We start from the raw sequence: 21,017 nt of genomic DNA, 5'->3' as shown, positions 1-21,017 counted from the left end.
GTCTCTGAATTACTGTTCATGCCGTCTGGGCTGGTTTTGCACGCGAAACAGTTTTCCGCCTTCAGCAATCAGCACAAAGCCCAGCGAAATAATGCCAAGCACGAAATAGCCGCAGGCAACCGGGGTTGTGGTGCCGTCAAAGGCCTGTCCGATCACCGCGCCGAGGGATGCGCCGATGATCGTCTGGGTAAAGCCGAGCACGGAAGAAGCCGTACCCGCAATTGCCCCCAGCGGCTCCATGGCAAGGGCATTGAAATTGCCCATGACCAGGCTGAAGGAGAACATCACGATCATGTAAAGTGTCATCAGGATCGGGAAGGGGATGGGGCCCTCCAGCACAAGCTCAAGCACCACCCACAACAGGCTGAAACCGATGAAGGAAAACAGCATGGTCTGCGAAATGCGGCGCATGCCGAAACGGCCGACCAGTCGCGAATTGAGGAAGGAGGCCAGCGCCAGCGTTGCCGCCACGATCGCAAAAGCCAGCGGGAAGAATTCGCCAAGGCCATAAATGTCGACAAAGATCTGCTGCGCCGAATTGATATAGCCGAACAGAGCGCCAAGAATGAAGGATGTGGCCAGCATATAGCAAAGCGCAATGCGGTTGGTCATGACAATGCCAAAGCCGCCGACCACGCTTTTGAAGGTCAGGGGACGGCGATTGCTATCGGCAAGCGTTTCCGGCATGCGTATGAGCACCCACAGGCCGATGACGGCGGTGATGAGGGCCATCATGATGAAGATCAGGTGCCAGTTGCCAAAGAACAGGATGACTTGTCCCGTTGCTGGCGCCAGGATTGGCAGGATCATGAAGACCATCATGGTCAGCGACATGACTTCGGCCATGGCGCGTCCGGAAAAACGGTCACGCACGATTGACATGGAGATCACACGGCTTGAGGCAGAGCCAACCCCCTGCAGAATGCGCAGAATGATCATTGTGGTAAAGTCGCTGACAAACGCAGAGGCAAGCGAGGCGACAATATAGATGGCAAGACCGCCAAAAAGCGGAATCCTGCGTCCAAAGCGGTCACTGAGCGGGCCATAGAATAATTGCGAAACCCCCATGCCAAGCAGATAGGCGGTGATGATATATTGCACATGGTTTGCAGACTGGACATGCAGTGACTCGCCGATCTGCGGCAGCGCAGGCAGCATGATGTCAACGCCAAGCGCGTTGATCGACATGATGGCGGCAATGATCGCGATGAATTCGCGGCGTCCAATGGCGAACGAATCCCGTTCAGGCTGCTTGGAGTCGAGAGGCATGTTGTTTGCATCCTTGACCGATGATAGGCCGTTTTGCGGCAGATTTCAGAGATTGGGCCAGATATGACAGTTCAGCGCGTGCGGCTGATTGATCAGGCGTGAAAATGGCAAAGGCGCCTGTCGGGCGCCTTTGCAACGGGGGCGGAATGTGCCCGGTCCGAAGGTCAGGCAGCCCTGGTGGCAATGCCCTTGTCGGCAAGCAGGGTCTGCAGTTCGTTGGACTGGAACATTTCGCGCACAATGTCGCAACCGCCGATGAATTCGCCCTTGATGTAGAGCTGCGGAATGGTCGGCCAGTTGGAATAGTCCTTGATGCCCTGACGCAGTTCGTCAGAAGCCAGAACATTGATGCCCTTATAGTCTACGCCGAGATAGTCGAGGATCTGTACGACCTGTCCGGAGAAGCCGCACTGCGGGAAGTCCGGCGTGCCCTTCATGAAGAGCACGACGTCATTGGTCTTTACTTCATTATCGATGAAATCATTGATGCCTGGCATCGTCATTCCTTTCAAATGCCGGTTCAAATTCCGGCATACTATTGCGGGTCACCTACATATATACAATTGCCTGCAGCGAAACACCCCGCGTGCATATATATATGCCCATTTCCATGGACGGCAGATATCATTCCGGTACGCTGGTCTGCAGCGCGAGTGCGTGCAGAACACCACCCATATTGCCCTTCAGGGCGTCATAGACCATCTGGTGCTGCTGTACGCGCGATTTTCCGCGAAAGCTTTCGGCAACCACTTCCGCCGCATAATGTTCGCCATCTCCGGCAAGGTCACGGATCGTCACCTTCGCGTCAGGAATACCTTCGCGTATCAGTTTTTCGATCTCGTGTGCGTCCATAGCCATGCAAATTCTCCTGTTGTCAGGCTTTGCTTCATATTCGAATCGTAGCCTACCATGGTGCTACGTCAACGGATATCTGTCTAACAATTAAATAGTCATAATAACAATCGCCCGGCTTGAAATATCCAGGCCGGGCGATCAGGAAAAGGAAACTGGCGATCAGTTGTCGGCCGACGGTTCGCCATTCATGAAGGCCGGGAACCAGCCTTCATATGCATTGACCAGATCGGCAAGGCTGACATCGCAGACCGAGCCGAACCTGACGCGATCACCGCCAACCGTGCCAAGGATGCGGAACGGAATGCCGGCACCTTCTGCATTGAGCGCGATCAGGCGGGCATTTTCTGGCGTGGCGGCGACGACATAACGGGCCTGATCCTCACCGAACAGCAAGACATGCGGCAGGCCATCGCCTGCATCCACTGCCACACCTTTGCCCGATTTTATCGCCATTTCTGCCACAGCAATCGCAAGTCCGCCATCAGAAATATCGTGGCAGGCAGTCACCTGACCATTGCGGATGGCCGAGCGGACGAATTCGCCATTGCGCTTTTCAATGGCAAGATCGACATGAGGGGCAGGGCCATCGGCGCGGCCAAACAGGTCGCGCAGATAGACCGACTGGCCAAGATGGCTGCCGTCACCACCCAGCAGAACCAGCACGTCACCGTCCTGCATGCCGCCAATGCGCGCCATCTGCGTCCAGTCCTGGATCAGGCCAACGCCGGCAATGGTTGGCGTCGGCAGGATCGCCTGACCATTGGTTTCATTGTAAAGCGACACATTGCCGGAGACGATCGGGAAATCGAGCGCGCGGCAGGCTTCGCCAATGCCTTCGATTGCCTTGACGAACTGCCCCATGATTTCCGGCTTTTCCGGATTGCCGAAATTGAGATTGTCGGTGGCAGCCAGCGGTTCTGCGCCGGTGGCGGTAATGTTGCGCCAGCATTCGGCCACAGCCTGCTTGCCGCCTTCATACGGGTCGGCCTCGCAGTAGCGCGGGGTGACATCCGACGAGAAGGCAAGCGCCTTCTTGGCATGGCCTTCCACGCGGATGACGCCGGCATCACCGCCCGGCAATTGCAGCGAATTGCCCTGGATCAGCGTATCATATTGTTCATAGACCCAGCGACGCGAGCACAGGTCTGGCGAGCCGATGAGCTTGATGAGAGCAGCGGAATAGTCCTGAACCTGCGGCACATCGCTTGCGGTCAGAGGTGCAGGCTTTGCCGGTTCAACCCATGGGCGGTCATATTCCGGTGCCTCGTCGCCCAGTTCCTTGATCGGCAGATTGGCGACTTCCTCGCCCTGATGAATGACACGGAAGCGAAGATCATCCGTGGTCTTGCCGACAATGGCAAAATCCAGCCCCCATTTGCGGAAAATGGCTTCTGCCTCTTTTTCCTTCTCCGGCTTCAGAACCATGAGCATGCGCTCCTGGCTCTCGGACAGCATCATTTCATAGGCTGTCATGTTTTCTTCGCGCACCGGAACATTATCGAGGTTGAGCTCAATACCGAGATCGCCCTTGGCGCCCATTTCAACTGCCGAGCAGGTGAGGCCGGCAGCACCCATGTCCTGAATGGCGATGACTGCGCCCGAGGCCATCAGTTCAAGGCAGGCTTCCAGCAGGCATTTTTCGGTGAAGGGATCGCCGACCTGAACGGTCGGGCGCTTTTCCTCGATTGATTCGTCAAATTCGGCCGAGGCCATGGTGGCACCGCCAACACCATCGCGACCGGTCTTTGCGCCGAGATAGACAACCGGAAGGCCAACACCTTCGGCTCTGGAATAGAAAATGGCGTCGGTCTTGGCGAGACCCGCCGCAAAGGCATTGACGAGAATATTGCCATTGTAGCGCTTGTCGAAATTGACTTCGCCGCCAACGGTCGGAACGCCGAAGGAATTGCCATAGCCGCCTATGCCGGCAACGACACCGGAAACAAGGTGACGGGTCTTTGGATGGTCAGGCTCGCCAAAGCGCAGCGCATTCATGGCTGCGACCGGACGTGCGCCCATGGTGAAGACGTCGCGCAAGATACCGCCAACGCCCGTTGCCGCCCCCTGATAGGGTTCGATATAGGACGGGTGATTGTGGCTTTCCATCTTGAAGACGACACAGTCACCATCGCCAATATCAACCACACCGGCATTTTCGCCCGGGCCCTGAATGACGCGCGGGCCGCTGGTCGGCAGGGTACGCAGCCACTTCTTTGAGGACTTGTACGAACAATGTTCGTTCCACATGGCCGAAAAGATGCCGAGTTCGGTAAAGGTTGGCTCGCGTCCGATCAGTGCAAGAATGCGCTGATATTCTTCTGGCTTCAGGCCGTGTGCCTCAATCAGTTCCGGCGTGATTTCTCGCGTATTGGAAATAGTCATGGAAATGGGGAACCCCGTTGCAGGCTGCGGCGTCCGGCGCCCTGTGCCTGAGGGACGGTCGCCTTAGGTTTCAAGGCGCCTCTTTAACCCAAGTTGTCCAAAAGAGCGACAGGAAAATGCCGCTTTCCATGGCAAATCGCAAGGCGTTGTGGCTTTTTCCACCCCTGCCGGATAAGACAGGCCGGAGCGGCCCTAACAGCCGGTCTGTCCTGCTACCCAGCGATTCACATCATCGAGAATGCGTGCTCCCTGAACCTGTTGCAGCAGGGGGCCGAAGGTTTCGACACGGGCGGGATTGCCTTCAGCCTGCACGACCAGAAGCGGACGCGCGGCAGGGTTTCTGCCCGGCACGACCAGAATGCGCGGCCGGCCGGTATAGGAATTAAGCTCCGGCGCCAGCGTATAGCCGCGGAAATCCTTGTCTTTGGACTTGAACCAGCAGTGGTTTGCAGCCAATGCCACGCGCTCCATGGTGGGCAGGGCCGCACGGCTTGGATGGGGCAGGCTTGGTGCGGAAGGGCGTGGTGAACAGGCTGCAATCAGCGCAAGCGCAGGCAGGGCTAGAATGGCAAGTTTTTTGCAGTTCAAGAAAGTACTCCACGGCTGGGCTTGAGCATGTCTGCCCAAAGGGTGGGGCTTTGGGCTCAGGACATGAGTAAACTGAAGACAGGCATTTCGCATGATTCTGTTCGATGGGAAATGTCCTGCCGGGTGAATGTCTGGAAGGAATGTCAGACAAGTTGCGGCATGAAATCCTGCAGACCATCGCTCATTTCATTCCAGATGCGTTCAAGCGCCGGATTCTGCTTTGCCTTTGCCGCATATGCATCGAATCTGGGATAGGCGTCCAGTAAATCTGTCTTGCCGGATAATTTCTTCAGCGGCTCCATCAGGAAACGCACCGGCAACAACCATGCATCGGCAAGGGTGGGCGTATTGCCGATCGCATAATCGCCCGGTCCAAGGCGGCTTTCCACCACGGCAAGACCGGCATGCATTTTTTCAAACAAGCGGGCAATGGTAGGCAGGTCGCGTTCCTGTTTTGACAACAACACGAACAGCTTGTTGGCTGGCCCAAGTACATCCAGCTCGGCAATGCGCGCCAGAAGCCGGATCAATGCACGCTCGCGCGGGGTACCCGGCAAAAGCGTCTTGTGCGGAAAATGGTCTTCCAGATATTCCGCAATCACGGCAGCTTCATAAAGAACTTCACCTGAACTGGTAACCAGAATGGGTATGCGCTTGAAAGGATTCACTTTCGCCACTTCAGCGGCGAATGGATAGGCAGGCGTTATGGGCTTGAAGGGCAAGTCTTTAAGATACAATACACCACGGGCAAAGGCAGAATAGGGAGAGAGCGGTCTGGTATAAAGCTGCATGGTCGGATCTCCCAATAAATTGCAAAACAGGCAATAAGGGTGACACGAATTTTACTGAAGAGCCAGAAGCTTTATCTGCCCTGAAGGCATATTGAACATCATGTGATCGGGCGCCAGAAAAAACGACTGCGCGCAGAAAATTGAAATTCATGAAAACAGATAGTTACACTTGTCTTTTGAATCCATTTTTCAAAAGATAACGGCGCGCTTTTGATTGCGCGCCGTTGAGGTGGAAAGCTTGTCCCGATCAGGCAGCAATGCCCAGGACGCCTTCAAAAAGGGCGCGACCGTCACGTCCGCCATGGGCGTCTTCAATCAGGTTTTCAGGGTGCGGCATCATGCCAAGCACATTGCCGCGTTCATTGACGATGCCGGCAATGTCATTGACCGATCCGTTCGGGTTGGTGCCTTCGGCATAGCGGAAGACAACCTGACCCTCACCTTCAAGGCGCTTCAGCGTTTCGGCATCGGCAAAATAATTGCCGTCATGATGCGCGACCGGGCAGCGAATGATCTGTCCCTGCCTGTAGCCGCGGGTGAAGACTGTATTGGCATTGCTGACTTCAAGCTTCACTTCACGGCAGACGAATTTGAGCGAGGCATTGCGCATCAGGGCGCCGGGCAGGAGACCGGCTTCGACGAGAATCTGGAAGCCGTTGCAGACGCCCATGACCTTGACGCCCTTGTCGGCTTTTTCGCGTACGGCCTGCATGACCGGCATGCGTGCCGCAATCGCGCCGCAACGCAGATAGTCGCCATAGGAAAAGCCGCCGGGTATGAGGATCAGATCCACATCGTCGGGAATGGTCGTGTCGGTCTGCCATACGGTCACGGGCGCCTTGCCGGTGATCTTGGTAACCGCTGCGATCATGTCACGATCACGGTTGAGGCCGGGGAGAAGGATGACTGCGGATTTCATGGCGTGCCTTGGTCCTTAACCGGGAAAGTCACATCAGCCAATGGCGATGGAATAATCTTCGATCACCGTATTGGCGAGCAGCTTTTCGCATATTTCTTTCAGTTCGGCTTCAGCCTTCGCCTTGTCGGAACCTTCCAGTTCCAGATCGAATACCTTGCCCTGACGTACGGAGTTGACGCCGGTAAAACCGAGGCTGCCGAGTGCGCCGACGATGGCCTTGCCCTGCGGGTCGAGAACGCCGTTTTTCAATGTAACGGTGACGCGTGCCTTGATCACTTGGTGGTTCCTGTTCACTTGTAGATCGAACGAAACAGCCCGGAAGGTGCTTCCGGGCTGGGGGAAGATTACTTTACCAGTACCGGGCCAGATGGACGCGGCGTGTCGTTTTCGTTCATGATGCCGAGACGACGCGCGACTTCCTGATAGGCTTCGACCAGTCCGCCCATGTCGCGGCGGAAGCGATCCTTGTCAAGCTTCTCATTGGTGTTGAGATCCCATAGGCGGGCTGAGTCGGGCGAGATTTCGTCGGCAACGACGATGCGCATCAGGTCGCCTTCGAACAGGCGGCCGCATTCCATCTTGAAATCGACAAGCTGGATGCCGATGCCGCAGAACAGGCCGGTGAGGAAGTCGTTGACGCGGATGGCAAGCGCCATGATGTCATCGATTTCCTGTGGGCTTGCCCAGCCGAAAGCGGTGATGTGTTCTTCGGTGACCATCGGATCGTCCAGGGCGTCAGCCTTGTAATAGAATTCGATGATCGAACGCGGCAGTACCGTGCCTTCCTCGATGCCGAGGCGCTTTGCCAGAGAACCGGCGGCAATATTGCGCACCACGATTTCAAGCGGGATGATTTCCACTTCCTTGATCAACTGCTCTCGCATGTTGATGCGGCGGATGAAGTGCGTCGGAATGCCGATGCGGTTCAGGTGTGTGAAGATGTGCTCGGAAATGCGGTTGTTGAGCACGCCTTTCCCGTCAATGATTTCATGTTTCTTCGCATTGAACGCAGTTGCATCATCTTTGAAGAACTGGACAAGCGTGCCGGGCTCAGGGCCTTCATAGAGAATCTTGGCCTTGCCCTCGTAAATACGGCGGCGACGGTTCATGGCTTTTCTCGGAGTTCCATAGCTAAAGTCGACCGGCAAAATGCCGGTATTCTCGCGCGCTACCTATAGCAATTGACGGCTTTTAACAATCCCGCTTCGCGCCCGTCCCCTAATTTTCGGCAAATCCGGGGGCCGAAACAAAAGAAAGTGATCATTGCTGCTTGCATAATCTTGCGCGTATCGCCAGCTTTAGGCAAGAGAACGATTAACAATCTAAGCCGGAATGGGATAGATCTCTGGCCCATAGCTTGTTTCAGACACGGTTTCGTATGACCATCACATGCGAAGGTGTGTAATGTGAAGTCAATAACTCTAAGTCATGGAGCTGACGAATGACTGGCATGGACGACCGCCGCGACGCTTTTGAAAAGAAATTCGCGCACGACGCTGATCTGCGTTTCAAGGCCGAAGCGCGCCGCAACAAATTGCTGGGCCTGTGGGCTGCGGAACTGCTTGGCAAGAAGGACGGCGAAGCTGAAGCCTATGCCAAGGAAGTCGTTGCGGCTGATCTTGAGGAAGCAGGTGATGAAGATGTCTTCCGCAAGATCCGTGCCGATTTTGACGCGGCTGGCGTAAACGAAACCGACGCGGCCATTCGCGAAAAGATGATTGTGCTGATGGAAGAAGCCATCCGTCAGGTCAATCAGGATTGATTCTGTTCCGGAAGGCCCGTTTGTCCGGGCCTTCCGCTGTTTCACACGGTCAATGAAGGCATAAGCCCCATGTCCCTCTCCTCACGCCTGCGTGCAGGTGAAACAATCCTTTCTGCCTGGTCCACTCTGCCAGAGCCGCTGACCATTGAAGCCATCGCACACAGCGCCTTCGATGCAGTCGTGCTCGACATGCAGCATGGCGGTCACGATGAAGCCAGCGTGCTGCATGGCGTTGGGCACATCATGCAGGCCGGCAAGCCTGCCATTGTGCGCATTCCGGTCGGCCGTTTCGACATGGCCAGCCGCGCGCTTGATTTTGGCGCCGAAGCCGTCATTGCGCCGATGGTCAATTCGGTTGAGGACGCGCGCAGATTTGCCGCCGCCATGAAATATCCGCCCATCGGGGAACGCTCATGGGGTGCGATGCGCAACAAGGCTTCCTATGGCGATCCGCGCTCGGGTGACTATCTGACACAGGTGAATCAGCAAACGCTAGCCTTTGCGATGATCGAAACGCGCGAGGCCTTTGATGCGCTTGACGCCATTCTCGGCGTACGCGGCATAGATGGCGTCTTTGTCGGCCCGTCCGATTTCTCGATTGCCTGGAGTAATGGCCGTGAGGTCGATCCGAATTCGGAATCAATCGTTGAGCCAATCACGGAAATCGCCAGCAAGGCTGCCGCCGCCGGCAAGATTGCCGGCATCTATTCCGGTTCGGCCGAATTTGCACGCCACTATATCGAACGCGGCTTCCGCTTTGTCACGGTCGGCAATGACAAGGCCTATCTGTGCATGGCCGCAGAGGCGCTGGTCAAGGCAACGCGCGGCTGAGGCCATCGCGATTGAATCAACTTGTGCGATGTTGATCGTATCTTTTTGAAATAGCAGAAAATTTTTCTTGAATACAAACGGCACCCAATCAGGGTGCCGTTTTGCCATTCTCTGGAACATCGGCTCAAAAACAGGTGAATGGCCAGGGCGCTGGTGCGAACAGACAACCATGCCGCAGACAGGTTCGCAATGGCCTGCCTGTCTGCGGCTTCAGCCTGTTTGTCTGTCCAGTGCGCAGTCTTTGCCTTCAACTGGCGCATGCATTCTTCCAAAGCATCCATGGCTTGAATGGCCTGCCTCAGACTGCCCTGATTGGCAGACATGATCCATTTCTTTTCGATCCCTTGTGCAGGCAGAATGTCTGGGCAGAGATGGGATATTGTCCGCCTTAGAATGAGCCGGTCAGATCATGCATGGGCATATCAAGCTGTTTGGGATCAAGCTTGGGTGCAAATACGTAATCCGGTATGTCCGTGCAGACTGTTCCGATCTGGAAGACCGATTCAAAGGTTGCTGCCGCCCGGATACGACCACCAGCCACCAGTTTGTCGCGGGAATGCCCAGCCATTTCAGCATCGTCGCAATGAACGAGGTCGCGTCGTAATGGCGGCCTAGCTGGGTTGAATGGAAGATGGTTGCTTCGCCGATCCAGGGTGAGACAAGTACCGTCGCTACACGCACGCCAAGCAGATCGAAACGAAAATCCTCATTAACGTCATGGCGATAGGCTTTGATGGCTTCAGGTGGCGAAACGTGATCATAAAGGACCGCCATGCTCGTCGAAAGTAATCAGAACAATGTGTGCTCAAAATCAGGGCCTTCGCGCAGGGCATTATAAATATCGGCTATCAGCTTCAGGCCCGGCTCCAGATCTGATGGGGGATGACAGGAGTAGGGTACGCTCCCGGATGAGTTTCCAACCCAGGAACATTCGCCATGGCGGAAAGTCGGCAATGTGCCGGCCTTGGCTGTAGCATAGAATTCGTCGATATATTGGATATGGTTGCCTGTGTCGGAATCGACTTCCTTGATATGACCGACCAGGAACAGGTGATAGCTATAGACGAAGACGCCCATCTGGCGTGATGGATCTGAAATCTGCGCATGGTTTGATCATACGCAGTCTTATGGCTGGGTTTCGGAAGAATGGCCTGAAGGATGGCTGCTCGCAGTGAACAGGCACGGAGCATGTTCCCGTGTTGCGCATTCTGGCCTTGACTGGAAAGAGCTGATTAGGCTGCCACTTCGCATTCCTTCAGGCTGGCGCGAAAGATTAACCGACCGTGGAAGCGGGGCGAAGGATTGACGGATGGGCAGGCGTAATTGTTGCAGCAACACTCCGGCCATTCTTGACGGAAAACCGGCATGCTGGAGCAATTAGCGTTCCCGTGCAAATCTGAATTGCTCTAAACACATGCCTGCCGTGATTGTGACAGGGATGAGACATGCTTCTTGTCTGGCCTAGTGCTGGATCGGCGATTGCAGTTGCGCCATGAATTGCGCAAATACCATCGAGCCTTCCGGCCAGGGGCCATGGCCTGATTCTGCATTGATATGTCCGGCCTCGCCGGCATCAATCAGCAGCGAACCCCAGTCCTTGACCACCGCTTCTGCGGCTTCAAAGCTTGAGAACGGATCATTGCGGCTGACCACCGTGATCGACGGGAAGGGCAGGCGCTCACGCGGATAGGGCCCGAAGGTCATCAGATGCTTTGGGCGGATTTTTTCATTGGCGACATCCGGCGGTGCAACAAAGAATGCGCCTGCCACCTTGTGCTGGATATGCGGCACGGCATGAATGGCCGTGGCGACCCCAAGGGAATGGGCAACCAGCACGACGGGCTTGGTTGCTTCATTGACTGCCTTTACAACTTGTGCAACCCAGTCTTCACGCACAGGCTTTGACCATTCCGCCTGCTGGACGCGCCGTGCGGAGGAAAGCTTTTGTTCCCAGCGTGTCTGCCAGTGATCAGGGCCGGAATTGGTATAGCCGGGGATGATGAGAATATCGGCGTCTTTGACTTTCATGTTGCAATCTGTTCGCTTGTCTGGCGCAAGACACGGGTTTCATGCGCCTGTGTGTTCTGTGTTTCGGCCTTCAGTTGGGGTGCTTTTAGGATGATTGCAACCTCTATCCAAGCAGTTTTGCGCCCAAGCATCCATGGCGATTTGCACAGGTCGAAATAAGGTGGCGAGAAGCTGACCTCATGCCGCCACTGGTCAGGCCTTGCTTTCCACAGGCGCTTTAATTGGCCTTGACCAGAACAACGCGCCGGTTTTTCGCCCGGCCTTCTTCCGTATCATTGTTGGCAATCGGCGCCATCATGCCGGCGCCTGCCGTCATCAGGCGCTTGGCGTCAACGCCATGTTTCGACACCAGCGCGTTCTTGACCGCCGCCGCACGGCGCGATGACAGATCGAGGTTGTAATCATATTTGCCCTGATTGTCGGTATGGCCAACGACCAGTACGACAAGTTTTGGTTCGGCGGCAAGCAGATTGGCGATTTCCTGCAGGGTTGGTTCGGATTCAGCCTTCAGATCCGCCTTGTCCGTATCGAAATAGATGCCATAGAGCGAAATACTGCCATTTGCATCGATGGTCTTTGCCATTTCATCGGCCTTCACCACCACCATTTTCTTTTCGCGTGCCTTGGGCTCGATCACGTGGACAAGCGCGATCGTGCGGCCCTTAAGGGCCTTGCAGGCAGGGTTCGGATCAGGCTGATAGGTCTGCACCGTAACCCATGCAGTGCCATTGGCGGCTGGAAGCGTGCCGGTCAGATAATGCTGGTCGCTGATGCGCGAGGTCAGGGCACAGCCGCCAGTGGAAAGGGGATGTTCCTTGATGTCGGAGGCATAGAAGAAATTCTGTGTGAGGCTCATCTTGCCGCCGCCGCCATCAGATGTCCGATACTGGTCGCCGCCGCACGTATCGCGCTTGCATTCAAACTTGACTTCACCACCGCTGGCTTCAATCTCATCCTGATAGTTGCGCAGGACTTCCAGGGGGGAGCGGTCTTCAGGCAGGACATAGGCCAGGCGCGTGATTGTTCCGGCAACATCTTCGGCAACGTCCGGCCGGTAAACCCGGTTATTGTGCGCGTCCCGTTCATCCGGATTGTCGCTCGCCTTGAGTGCGGCCAGTGGCAGTGCCAGCTCGCCATAGACCTTCTTGTCATAGGAGACGATATGCGAGCCTTCATAGCGCTTGATCAACGGGCTGTCGGCTGCGCCATCAATATCCTTGTCCGGGATCGTGGCGTCGGCATGGCCCGGATTGACGGCAAGGCTGCCGACCAGAAGAACAGAAGCAGTCAAATGCATTGCCCGGCGGCAGATCTGCGATTTCATGATGATTTCCCCCAATCCAATTTATATGAAAAAGCAAAAAAACGAATTTCAATCAATAAAGAACAGGCAGATATTGATCTGATTTAATGTTCATTCATGTTTTCCTGAAGCTTTTCTGCCTGTCATGGCCGGATCAACCGCATGTCTTGTGACCATGACGGGCTATCTGGCATTGAATTGATGAACAGGCTGTTCTCAGAATGCGCACTTGTTAAATGCGTATTGAACAACGATTTTATCGGCAGCGAAATCAGAATGTGGAGCAGATGTGGTGTTAAGCAGACGAACAGTCCTCACGGCCGGTTCTGTGTTTGGCGCCATGAGTCTGGCTTCTGGCGCAACCGCGCCAAGGGAAAACGAGATGACGACGGAAAACAGAACTGCGCCCGGTGCAGCCCCGCTGCCTTTTGCCATGACCACGCCGGTGCGCGTTGCACGCATCGGCCTGAAGGCAAGGGACGCTGAAAACCTTGCCGCCTATTATCGCGCGGTCGTGGGCCTGCATGAAATGGGCCGCCGGGATGGTGCGATCGTGCTTGGTGCCGGCGATCGCGAATTGATGGAAATCGAGTCGTTCCCATCGGCAAGGCCGGATGATCCACGCAGCGCCGGCCTGTTTCATACGGCATTTTTGCTGCCGACACGTGGTGATCTTGCGCGCTGGACACGCCGGGCCATCGAACAGCAGATTCCGGTTAGCGGCGCATCGGATCATATCGTCAGTGAGGCGATCTATCTCACGGATCCGGAAGGCAATGGGATTGAAATCTATTCGGACCGTCCGAATGATCAGTGGACATGGAATGATGGGCTGGTGGAAATGCGCACCGATGCCCTGGATGTACGCGGCCTTCTCGATGTACTGAAACTGGAAGGTGGGGAATGGACTGGCGCCCCGCAGAATACGGTTGTCGGCCATGTGCATCTGCGCGCTGGTGATGCAAAACAGGCGGAAAAGTTCTGGAATGAGCAGGTGGGCCTCGACACGGTTTCCTATTATGGTGACCGCGCCGTGTTCCTGTCTTCCGGCAAGTACCATCATCATATCGCGGCCAATACATGGGCAAGCCTTGGCGCCGGCAAGCGTGACAAGGATCGCACCGGCCTGAACTGGGTGGAACTGGAAGATACGCGCGGCGGCGATGATCGTACCTTTGAAGACCCTTGGGGCAATGTGATCAATACGGTCAGGCGGGTTGCCTGATCCCGTCAGGCGATAATGAAAAAGCCCCATGTTTTTAAAAACATGGGGCTTTTTGTTGAATCAGTTCAGGAACGCCTTGCAGGCTCAGCCGAAGACGCGCTTGAAGATCGTGTCCACATGCTTGGTGTGGTAGGCAAGATCGAATTTTTCGCGGATCTCTTCTTCGGAAAGGGCCGCACGAACTTCCTGATCAGCCAGCAGTTCCTCAAGGAAGTCGGCACCTTTTTCCCAGACCTTCATCGCATTGCGCTGGACAAGGCGATAGGCATCTTCGCGCGAGATGCCGGCCTGCGTCAGGGCCAGAAGCACACGCTGCGAATGAACCAGACCACGGAACTTGTTCAGGTTCTTCATCATGTTTTCCGGATAGATCACCAGCTTTTCGATCACGCCGGCCAGACGGTTGAGCGCAAAGTCGAGCGTGATGGTGGTATCCGGTGCAATGCCGCGTTCCACGCTGGAATGGGAAATATCGCGTTCATGCCACAGCGCAACATTTTCCAGCGCCGGGATGACCGACATGCGCACCAGACGGGCAAGGCCGGTGAGATTTTCGGTCAGAACCGGATTGCGCTTGTGCGGCATGGCCGACGAGCCCTTCTGGCCGGGCGAGAAGAATTCTTCTGCTTCCAGAACTTCGGTGCGCTGCATGTGACGGATTTCGATGGCAATGTTTTCCATCGATGAGGCAATCACGCCAAGCGTTGCAAAGAACATGGCATGACGGTCACGCGGGATGACCTGCGTTGAAACCGGTTCCGGCGTCAGGCCAAGCTTGGCGCAGACATGTTCTTCCACGCGTGGATCGATATTGGCGAAGGTACCGACAGCACCCGAAATCGCACCCGTGGCGATTTCCTTGCGCGCTGCCAGAAGACGCTCACGGCCGCGCGACATTTCGGCATAGAAGCGGGCGAAGGTAAGGCCCATCGTGGTCGGCTCGGCATGGATGCCGTGGCTGCGACCAATGCGGATCGTGTCCTTGTGCTCGAAGGCGCGTTTTTTCAGTGCTGCCAGCACACGGTCAATATCGGCAATCAGCAGGTCGGCGGCGCGCACCAGCTGAACATTCAGTGTCGTGTCGAGCACGTCCGAGGAGGTCATGCCCTGATGCACAAAGCGGCTGTCCGGGCCGATGAATTCGGCCAGATGCGTCAGGAAGGCGATGACGTCATGCTTGGTGACGGCTTCGATCTCGTCAATACGCGCGACGTTGAATTGTGCCGCGTTGCCCTTTTCCCAGATCGTCTTGGCGGATTCCTTGGGAATGACACCAAGTTCGGCCAGTGCCTCACAGGCATAGGCTTCGATTTCGAACCAGATACGGAATTTGGTTTCTGGTGACCAGATGGCAACCATTTCTGGACGGGAATAACGCGGGATCATGGGCTTGTCCTGTTTTGGCGGCGCGTCTTGCGGGCCGCAGCTCTTGAGACTAGAAGGATGAGGCGGGGTTTAGCAGAGCTAAGGCGTCTGCTCAACGTCTTGCGCCTGGTAAAATAGGGTTAGCGCGCAGCTTCGGCCGCCGCGCGAATGGCCTGAATATTGGCGCGATAGGATTCAACCGAATTGCCTTTGTAGACGGCAGAACCGGCAACCAGAATATTGGCGCCCGCAGCCACAACCTGGCCAGCCGTTTCGGCGGTAATGCCGCCATCGACTTCAATATCGATCGGGCGGTCGCCGACGAGATCGCGCACACGCCTGATCTTGTCTAGCATGGTTGGAATGAATTTCTGGCCGCCGAAGCCCGGATTGACCGTCATGACGAGGATGAGGTCAACATCCTCGATGATATTGGTGATCGCTTCAACCGGCGTTGACGGATTGAGCGCGATACCGGCCTTTTTGCCAAGGGCGCGAATGGATTGCAGCGAACGATGCGTATGCGCGCCTGCTTCGGCGTGGACCGTGATGATGTCGCAGCCTGCATCGGCAAAGGCGCCAAGATAGGGGTCTGCTGGCGCGATCATCAGATGCGTATCAAAGACAGCCCCTGTACGCGGGCGGATAGCCTTGACCACTTGCGGGCCGAAGGTAATGTTCGGCACGAAATGACCATCCATGACGTCGATATGGATCCAGTCTGCACCGGCTTCCAGCACGGCATCGACTTCCTCGCCAAGACGAGCGAAATCTGCGGAAAGGATAGACGGGGCAATGGCGATTGGGCGCATGATAGTCTCCTTGGCAAGCTGTTTTGCCCGTATCATGGCGGCTCGGGAGTCTCAACCCTCATGAGCAGTTCCAGGAAAAGTGGGCACCGGTTTTCCGTCCGGAACTGCGAAAGGAAAAGCTGCAGTTCCAGGAAAAGTGGACACCGGTTTCCCGCCTGGTGCGGGAAAACAGCATGCTGGAGCAATCAGCCTTACCGTGAAATCTGAATTGCTCCAAGCGGCGATTGCCAGGACTAGCCCCAGCGTTTGTGGAACCACATCCACTGGCCGGGATATTCGCGCACCCATTTCTCGACAATGTCATTGAGAAGCTGTGCCGTGGCGGCAACATCAACTTCGCCTGCTGCGTTGCGTGGCAGTTCCAGCCGTTCATAAAGCTCTAGACGATAGCGGCCACCCGGCAGGCGAATGCAGCGCGCCGGATAGACATCGCAGTCAAACTGGCGCGCAAGCTTGGCCAGCAGCGGATTGGTCTTGACCGGGCGACCAAAGAAGGTTGATGGCACTCCGCGGCCGAATTTCTGGTCGACCAGCATGCCGACATTGCCACCTTCATCAAGGATACTGGCAAGCGACCAGGCCGCTCCCGCCTTGGAAGGCACGAGATGGCCCATATTGGTGCGACGGGCCTTCAGTACCCGGTCGGCAATATAGGGATTGTTGGGCGGACGAAACAGCGCCGTGACATTGAGCCCGAAGGTTGCGGCACAGATCGGCAGAAGTTCAAAATTGCCAGTATGAGCGGTGAAGAAAATATGCGGCTTCTTCTCGTCGCGCAGGCGCTCGAAAATCGGAATGCCATCGACCTCTATCAGGCCAGGTTCCTTGGCATAAGGATCAAAATCGAAAATCGCATCGAGAAAAATATATTCGGCAAACAGGCGAGCCATCGAATCCCACATATCGCGGGCAATGGCCTCCACTTCCGCCGTGCTCTTTTCCGGATAGGCTTTTGCCAGATTGTCGGTGGCAACCTTGTGGCGCGATGTCCATGGACCGATGATACGGGCAACCCTGGCAGAAAATTCGATTGCCGCCCGCGCTGGCAGAAGGCGCAGCAGGCCGAGCGCAAGAAAGACAGCCTGCGCCCAAAGCCAGTAATTGAACTGCTTGAGCTTGCGCGACCAGCGGAACAGGAGGAGCTTGAGCTTGAAGATCATGCGCCCGCAACAGCCTAGTCGATCTTCAGGATGATCTTGCCGAAGACGTCGCGCCCCTCCATACGCTTCAGCGCGGTGTCGATATCGTTGAAGCCGACGACGGTATCGATGACCGGATGGACAAGGCCGCGCGCCATTTTCTGCATGGCATCAGCCATGTTTTCCATGCGGCAGCCGAAAGAGCCAAGCAGCTTCAACTGCTGCTGGAACAGCATCATCAGGTTCATATTGGTCGAAACACCGGAGGTCGAGCCGCAGGTAACCAGACGGCCGCCGCGCTTGAGGCTCAGCATCGAGCCCGCCCATGTATCGGCGCCGACATGTTCAAATACGACATCGACACCCTTCTTCCTGGTGAGCTTGCGCACGACGCCTTCGAAACGTTCTTCACGGTAATTGATGACATGATCGGCACCCAGCGCCTTGGCCTTTTCCACCTTGTCATTGGACCCGACCGTGGTGATGACGGTGCAGCCCATTTTCTTGGCAAGCTGGATCGCCGCCGTGCCAATGCCGGAGCCGCCGGCCTGGATGAGAATGGTTTCGCCCGGCTCAAGCTTGGCATTGTCGAACAGCATATGTTCAACCGTGCCGAAGGTGACGGGTGCAAGTGCCGCACCAATGGCATCAACACCGGGAGGAGCCGGAACCAGCAAGCGGGCAGGCAGGTTTACTTCCTCGCAGGCAAAGCCATCGAGATGGAAGCCATGCACGCCGCCAACATGTTCGCAGAGATTGTCGCGGCCTTCGCGGCAGGGGCGACAAAGACCGCAGGTGCGTGCGCCATAGATGGAGACGATCTGGCCCGGCAGCAGATTGGAAACACCGGGGCCAACCTTGTCGACCACGCCAGCCGCTTCCGCGCCGATCACCAGCGGCATCTTGCGCTTGGCAAAGGCCATGCCGCGCCAGCCCCAGACATCGATATGGTTGAGCGCGACGGCCTTGATCTTGACCGTGACTTCGCCAAGGCCGGGAAGCCCCGGTGCGGGAATGTCGGTGATTTCGAGGCGGCGGTCATCGAGAAGCTGCAGAGCGCGCATGAACCATTTCCTTTCAAGTCATGATCCCGCAGGGGCTGGCCGTGCGGGATCATCGGAAAATTCGTTTGCCGGAGGATTATAGTGGTTCCAGGAAAGTGGAAACCGGTTCGCCGTCCGGAACTGCGGAAAACCAATATGTTCGAGCAATTCAGATTTCCCGTGAAAACTTGGATTGCTCTAACGAGGTTCGGCCGTCAAGACAAGGCTGGTATTTTGTCCGCCAAAGCCAAATGAGTTGGAAAGCACGGCCGAAACCGCGGCCTGACGCTTGACATTCGGCACCACATCAAGCGGGATCGCCGGATCCGGATTGTCATAATTGATGGTCGGCGGCAACGTGCCGGTCTGGATCGTCAGCAGCGAAAAGACCGCTTCAATCGCGCCTGCGGCCGTCAGCGTATGGCCGATCATCGACTTGTTCGACGAGACGGGAATGGAAGCTACACCTTCGCCAAAGACGGTCGAAAGCGCCAGATATTCCATCTTGTCATTTTCCGGCGTTGATGTGCCATGCGCATTGATATAGTCGATTTCCGACTCCGTCAGGCCGGCATCGGCAAGGGCTGCCCGCACAGTGCCAATGGCAGGCGAGGCATCCGGCTTGGAACGGGTGCGGTGGAAATCATCAGCCTTTTCACCGCAACCGGCAAGAATGCCGAGCACTTTTGCACCACGGGCAACCGCGCTTTCAAGCGATTCCATCACCAGCGCGCCAGAGCCTTCGGCCATGGTGAAGCCATCGCGATCCCTGGAAAATGGCTTGGAGGCCTTTTCCGGTTTTTCATTCTGTGTCGACAGGGCAGACAGGAGCGAAAAGCGGATCAGTGCTTCTGCCGAAACCGATCCATCCGTGCCGATGGTCAGTACACGGTCGCTTTCGCCACGGCGAATGGCTTCAACGCCAAGCTGGATGGCGGTTGCGCCGGATGCACAGGCGGTTGACAGCGTGATCGGCAGGCCGCGCGTGCCAAACGAACGTGCCAGACGCTCGGCAATATAGCCAAATTGCGTGGTGTTGAAGAACGCATCCTGACGCGTGCGACGGCAGGCTTCCAGCAGCAGCTGATAGCTGGCCGGGCCTTCATCCTTGACCAGGGCATCGAGTGCAAAACGGCTTTTCCAGTCAAGTTCAACCGGCGGGGCAGCAAGAAACAGCGGGCCACCGAAATTGGTCAGCGAAAGCCCGGATTGGGCAATGGCTTCCTCGCCGGCAATGCGCGCCAGGGCTTCGGACAGGGCCGAAGCGCCGACCTGGCTCTCCGGCAGAAAATCGACCGTGCCGGCAAAGCGCGTATTGAGGTTTTCGGTGGGAAAACGGGTGATGCCGTGAATGCCGGAACGGCCAGAAGTGAGCGCTTCCCAGTTGTCTTCCTTGCCCTGACCAAGCGATGAAATGACGCCGGCACCGGTAATGGCAACAATTGGGCGTCCGAGATGGTCCAGATATTTGCTCATCTTATGCTCTCACCAGCTTTGCCACACCTTCCGCGCGCGTTGCGCCAATCGTGGTCACAACGGCTTCGCTGACCGGATTGCCTGCGTCCTTTTCATTGCCCATCGGGGCAAAAGCCTCGCCCTTTGCGACTGAAATGGCCGCAAGTGCCAGGGCAAGCGGGAATTGCGCCTCGCGCATATGTCCGGTCAGATGCGAGACGCCACGGTAAACCGCAGCCATCGTGTCAAGGGCTTCCTTTTCGGCGCGGGTCGGCGCATGGGCGCCAGAAGCGCCGGAAATGACATAGCCAGGCGCTGTGCCGCCATTGGTCTCCAGCACCAGTTCCTGCACGCTCTGGGCAAGATCGGCCTTTTCGCGGTCAACCAGCGCGCTTTCAATCGCTGCGATCTCGGCATAGGCCCTGGCGCCACGTTTTGCAGCATGATCGGCGCTTTCCAGAACGAGGAATACGCCGCCCGAACCGGAAATGATGCCGCCGCCCGCCGTGCCTTCACGTTGCCAAAGCGGTGCCCAGCCGTCATGTTTCAGATAGCCGCCCAGCTCATGGCCAAGAATCATGTCAAAATGCTCGGCATTATAGGAGCCGCCAACCAGCGCATGCGTGCTCTGGCCGGTGCGGATGCGCGCCACAGCGGTTTCAATTGCCGAAATGCCGGAGCCTTCCTCGCCCATGAATGTGCGCGAGGAACCCGTCACCTTGTGGACGATGGAAATATTGCCGGCTAGCAGGTTGGAAAGCTGTGCCAGAAACAGGGTGGGGCGCAGTTCGGTCGAAAGCCGAGCATTCAGCATGACCTCGCGCTCATTGCTGGTGCGGCCTTCCTCAAGGATCTGCATGTCGACGGCAATGTCACGTTCGCCGCCTGCAGCCCCCACGACCATATCCATGGTGGTGGTCAGCGATTCGTCGTCCTTGATGCCGGCATCCTGCAGGGCAAGACCGGCAGCATAGGTGCCAAGCCGCTGCCATGTTTCCATCTGGCGCTGGTCGCCGCGCTTTGGAATCTGCAGACTCCAGTCTACTTCACCAAGCGGATGCACGGTATACGGGGCAAACGCTTCCTTTTCCAGGCGCGGCTCGCGCCCCTTTTCGCTGAAGGCCTGCCAATGGGCCTCAACCCCTTCGCCAAGCGAAGTGATGATGCCAATACCCGTAATGACGACTTTGTTGTTCTGCATGGGTCAGGTTCTGCCGTTTTGGGCCAAGGATCTGTCTCTTGATAAACGG

General features: G+C 56.5%; 22 protein-coding genes and 1 pseudogene. 3 read left to right on the top strand and 20 right to left on the bottom strand.

The genetic code is table 11. The features are described 5' to 3' along the window. Window positions 1-9 precede the first annotated feature (9 nt). The 9 genes from ACFO1V_RS12410 to purC all read right to left on the bottom strand — a co-directional run bounded on the left by ACFO1V_RS12410 (window position 10) and on the right by purC (window position 7,913). Window positions 10-1,269, bottom strand: a complete 1,260-nt coding sequence (locus ACFO1V_RS12410; protein WP_374830528.1) for a multidrug effflux MFS transporter — start codon at window positions 1,267-1,269, stop codon at window positions 10-12. 164 nt (window positions 1,270-1,433) lie between these two features. Further along, window positions 1,434-1,766 (bottom strand): Grx4 family monothiol glutaredoxin, encoded by a 333-nt coding sequence (gene grxD / locus ACFO1V_RS12405; protein WP_374830526.1) that lies wholly within the window; start codon window positions 1,764-1,766, stop codon window positions 1,434-1,436. Window positions 1,767-1,893: 127 nt separating this feature from the next. Then, window positions 1,894-2,127: a BolA/IbaG family iron-sulfur metabolism protein gene (locus ACFO1V_RS12400; RefSeq protein WP_374830524.1), complete on the bottom strand. Its 234-nt coding sequence runs from the start codon at window positions 2,125-2,127 to the stop codon at window positions 1,894-1,896. Between the two features lie 156 nt (window positions 2,128-2,283). Next, window positions 2,284-4,506 (bottom strand): phosphoribosylformylglycinamidine synthase subunit PurL, encoded by a 2,223-nt coding sequence (gene purL, locus ACFO1V_RS12395; protein ID WP_374830522.1) that lies wholly within the window; start codon window positions 4,504-4,506, stop codon window positions 2,284-2,286. Window positions 4,507-4,698: 192 nt separating this feature from the next. After that, window positions 4,699-5,187 carry a hypothetical protein gene (locus ACFO1V_RS12390; RefSeq protein WP_374830520.1) on the bottom strand — a complete coding sequence of 163 codons (489 nt, stop codon included), beginning with the start codon at window positions 5,185-5,187 and terminating at the stop codon, window positions 4,699-4,701. A 50-nt stretch (window positions 5,188-5,237) separates the two neighbouring features. Continuing rightward, the gene (locus tag ACFO1V_RS12385; protein WP_374830518.1) at window positions 5,238-5,885 is read right to left on the bottom strand and encodes a glutathione S-transferase family protein; all 648 of its coding nucleotides are present in this window, start codon (window positions 5,883-5,885) and stop codon (window positions 5,238-5,240) included. A 247-nt stretch (window positions 5,886-6,132) separates the two neighbouring features. Then, window positions 6,133-6,804: a phosphoribosylformylglycinamidine synthase subunit PurQ gene (gene purQ / locus ACFO1V_RS12380; RefSeq protein ID WP_374830516.1), complete on the bottom strand. Its 672-nt coding sequence runs from the start codon at window positions 6,802-6,804 to the stop codon at window positions 6,133-6,135. 33 nt (window positions 6,805-6,837) lie between these two features. Further along, window positions 6,838-7,080 (bottom strand): phosphoribosylformylglycinamidine synthase subunit PurS, encoded by a 243-nt coding sequence (gene purS, locus ACFO1V_RS12375; RefSeq protein WP_374830514.1) that lies wholly within the window; start codon window positions 7,078-7,080, stop codon window positions 6,838-6,840. A gap of 68 nt (window positions 7,081-7,148) precedes the next feature. Continuing rightward, a complete protein-coding gene (gene purC / locus ACFO1V_RS12370) occupies window positions 7,149-7,913 on the bottom strand; it encodes a phosphoribosylaminoimidazolesuccinocarboxamide synthase (RefSeq protein ID WP_374830512.1) in 765 nt (254 codons plus the stop codon). Window positions 7,914-8,245: 332 nt separating this feature from the next. On the opposite strand from purC, the gene ACFO1V_RS12365 reads away from it, so the two are divergent. Then, window positions 8,246-8,566, top strand: a complete 321-nt coding sequence (locus ACFO1V_RS12365) for a DUF1476 domain-containing protein (protein ID WP_374830510.1) — start codon at window positions 8,246-8,248, stop codon at window positions 8,564-8,566. A gap of 69 nt (window positions 8,567-8,635) precedes the next feature. Continuing rightward, complete coding sequence (locus ACFO1V_RS12360; protein ID WP_374830508.1) at window positions 8,636-9,397, top strand: HpcH/HpaI aldolase family protein; 762 nt, start codon at window positions 8,636-8,638, stop codon at window positions 9,395-9,397. Here the strand turns inward: ACFO1V_RS12360 and ACFO1V_RS12355 are convergent. The 5 genes and pseudogenes from ACFO1V_RS12355 to ACFO1V_RS12335 form a co-directional block, all read right to left on the bottom strand. Further along, window positions 9,349-9,720 (bottom strand): hypothetical protein, encoded by a 372-nt coding sequence (locus ACFO1V_RS12355; RefSeq protein WP_374830506.1) that lies wholly within the window; start codon window positions 9,718-9,720, stop codon window positions 9,349-9,351. The two genes, ACFO1V_RS12360 and ACFO1V_RS12355, sit on opposite strands and share 49 nt — an antisense overlap. A 65-nt stretch (window positions 9,721-9,785) precedes the next feature. Beyond that, window positions 9,786-9,965: a hypothetical protein gene (locus ACFO1V_RS12350; protein WP_374830560.1), complete on the bottom strand. Its 180-nt coding sequence runs from the start codon at window positions 9,963-9,965 to the stop codon at window positions 9,786-9,788. 50 nt (window positions 9,966-10,015) lie between these two features. Continuing rightward, window positions 10,016-10,474: pseudogene (locus ACFO1V_RS12345) on the bottom strand (alkaline phosphatase family protein); the annotation flags it as partial. A gap of 384 nt (window positions 10,475-10,858) precedes the next feature. Continuing rightward, on the bottom strand, window positions 10,859-11,425 hold the full coding sequence (locus ACFO1V_RS12340) for an RBBP9/YdeN family alpha/beta hydrolase (RefSeq protein ID WP_374830504.1): 567 nt from the start codon (window positions 11,423-11,425) through the stop codon (window positions 10,859-10,861). A gap of 217 nt (window positions 11,426-11,642) precedes the next feature. Beyond that, complete coding sequence (locus ACFO1V_RS12335) at window positions 11,643-12,749, bottom strand: OmpA family protein (RefSeq protein WP_374830502.1); 1,107 nt, start codon at window positions 12,747-12,749, stop codon at window positions 11,643-11,645. A 361-nt stretch (window positions 12,750-13,110) separates the two neighbouring features. On the opposite strand from ACFO1V_RS12335, the gene ACFO1V_RS12330 reads away from it, so the two are divergent. Further along, window positions 13,111-13,953, top strand: a complete 843-nt coding sequence (locus ACFO1V_RS12330; RefSeq protein ID WP_374830500.1) for a VOC family protein — start codon at window positions 13,111-13,113, stop codon at window positions 13,951-13,953. Between the two features lie 84 nt (window positions 13,954-14,037). On the opposite strand, the gene purB is transcribed toward ACFO1V_RS12330, so the two are convergent. From purB to ACFO1V_RS12300, 6 genes are all read right to left on the bottom strand, one after another. Continuing rightward, a complete protein-coding gene (purB, locus tag ACFO1V_RS12325; RefSeq protein WP_374830498.1) occupies window positions 14,038-15,339 on the bottom strand; it encodes an adenylosuccinate lyase in 1,302 nt (433 codons plus the stop codon). 119 nt (window positions 15,340-15,458) lie between these two features. Then, the gene (gene rpe / locus ACFO1V_RS12320) at window positions 15,459-16,130 is read right to left on the bottom strand and encodes a ribulose-phosphate 3-epimerase (protein ID WP_374830496.1); all 672 of its coding nucleotides are present in this window, start codon (window positions 16,128-16,130) and stop codon (window positions 15,459-15,461) included. Window positions 16,131-16,363: 233 nt separating this feature from the next. Continuing rightward, window positions 16,364-17,290, bottom strand: coding sequence for a lipid A biosynthesis lauroyl acyltransferase (locus ACFO1V_RS12315; protein WP_374830494.1), 927 nt, complete (start codon window positions 17,288-17,290; stop codon window positions 16,364-16,366). 14 nt (window positions 17,291-17,304) lie between these two features. Beyond that, the gene (locus ACFO1V_RS12310) at window positions 17,305-18,333 is read right to left on the bottom strand and encodes a zinc-binding dehydrogenase (RefSeq protein WP_374830492.1); all 1,029 of its coding nucleotides are present in this window, start codon (window positions 18,331-18,333) and stop codon (window positions 17,305-17,307) included. A gap of 177 nt (window positions 18,334-18,510) precedes the next feature. After that, window positions 18,511-19,788, bottom strand: coding sequence for a beta-ketoacyl-ACP synthase (locus tag ACFO1V_RS12305; RefSeq protein WP_374830490.1), 1,278 nt, complete (start codon window positions 19,786-19,788; stop codon window positions 18,511-18,513). A gap of 1 nt (window position 19,789) precedes the next feature. Then, window positions 19,790-20,968: a beta-ketoacyl-ACP synthase gene (locus ACFO1V_RS12300; RefSeq protein ID WP_374830488.1), complete on the bottom strand. Its 1,179-nt coding sequence runs from the start codon at window positions 20,966-20,968 to the stop codon at window positions 19,790-19,792. Between the last annotated feature and the right edge of the window lie 49 nt (window positions 20,969-21,017).

This window comes from Daeguia caeni (assembly GCF_042653845.1).
Classification (GTDB): domain Bacteria; phylum Pseudomonadota; class Alphaproteobacteria; order Rhizobiales; family Rhizobiaceae; genus Brucella; species Brucella caeni.
The sequence above is the reverse complement of the archived record's forward strand: the minus strand, read 5'-3'. Positions and strand labels throughout refer to the sequence as shown.

Coding starts and splice junctions, on each gene's coding strand:
- ACFO1V_RS12410 (WP_374830528.1), bottom strand. CDS start 1,269: ATGCCTCTCGACTCCAAGCAGCCTGAACGGGATTCGTTCGCCATTGGA.
- ACFO1V_RS12385 (WP_374830518.1), bottom strand. CDS start 5,885: ATGCAGCTTTATACCAGACCGCTCTCTCCCTATTCTGCCTTTGCCCGT.
- ACFO1V_RS12355 (WP_374830506.1), bottom strand. CDS start 9,720: ATGTCTGCCAATCAGGGCAGTCTGAGGCAGGCCATTCAAGCCATGGAT.
- purB (WP_374830498.1), bottom strand. CDS start 15,339: ATGATCCCGCGTTATTCCCGTCCAGAAATGGTTGCCATCTGGTCACCA.
- ACFO1V_RS12400 (WP_374830524.1), bottom strand. CDS start 2,127: ATGGCTATGGACGCACACGAGATCGAAAAACTGATACGCGAAGGTATT.
- grxD (WP_374830526.1), bottom strand. CDS start 1,766: ATGCCAGGCATCAATGATTTCATCGATAATGAAGTAAAGACCAATGAC.
- rpe (WP_374830496.1), bottom strand. CDS start 16,130: ATGCGCCCAATCGCCATTGCCCCGTCTATCCTTTCCGCAGATTTCGCT.
- ACFO1V_RS12350 (WP_374830560.1), bottom strand. CDS start 9,965: ATGGCTGGGCATTCCCGCGACAAACTGGTGGCTGGTGGTCGTATCCGG.
- ACFO1V_RS12310 (WP_374830492.1), bottom strand. CDS start 18,333: ATGCGCGCTCTGCAGCTTCTCGATGACCGCCGCCTCGAAATCACCGAC.
- purQ (WP_374830516.1), bottom strand. CDS start 6,804: ATGAAATCCGCAGTCATCCTTCTCCCCGGCCTCAACCGTGATCGTGAC.
- ACFO1V_RS12360 (WP_374830508.1), top strand. CDS start 8,636: ATGTCCCTCTCCTCACGCCTGCGTGCAGGTGAAACAATCCTTTCTGCC.
- ACFO1V_RS12340 (WP_374830504.1), bottom strand. CDS start 11,425: ATGAAAGTCAAAGACGCCGATATTCTCATCATCCCCGGCTATACCAAT.
- ACFO1V_RS12390 (WP_374830520.1), bottom strand. CDS start 5,187: ATGCGAAATGCCTGTCTTCAGTTTACTCATGTCCTGAGCCCAAAGCCC.
- ACFO1V_RS12330 (WP_374830500.1), top strand. CDS start 13,111: ATGACGACGGAAAACAGAACTGCGCCCGGTGCAGCCCCGCTGCCTTTT.
- ACFO1V_RS12335 (WP_374830502.1), bottom strand. CDS start 12,749: ATGAAATCGCAGATCTGCCGCCGGGCAATGCATTTGACTGCTTCTGTT.
- ACFO1V_RS12365 (WP_374830510.1), top strand. CDS start 8,246: ATGACTGGCATGGACGACCGCCGCGACGCTTTTGAAAAGAAATTCGCG.
- purC (WP_374830512.1), bottom strand. CDS start 7,913: ATGAACCGTCGCCGCCGTATTTACGAGGGCAAGGCCAAGATTCTCTAT.
- ACFO1V_RS12315 (WP_374830494.1), bottom strand. CDS start 17,290: ATGATCTTCAAGCTCAAGCTCCTCCTGTTCCGCTGGTCGCGCAAGCTC.
- ACFO1V_RS12300 (WP_374830488.1), bottom strand. CDS start 20,968: ATGCAGAACAACAAAGTCGTCATTACGGGTATTGGCATCATCACTTCG.
- purL (WP_374830522.1), bottom strand. CDS start 4,506: ATGACTATTTCCAATACGCGAGAAATCACGCCGGAACTGATTGAGGCA.
- ACFO1V_RS12305 (WP_374830490.1), bottom strand. CDS start 19,788: ATGAGCAAATATCTGGACCATCTCGGACGCCCAATTGTTGCCATTACC.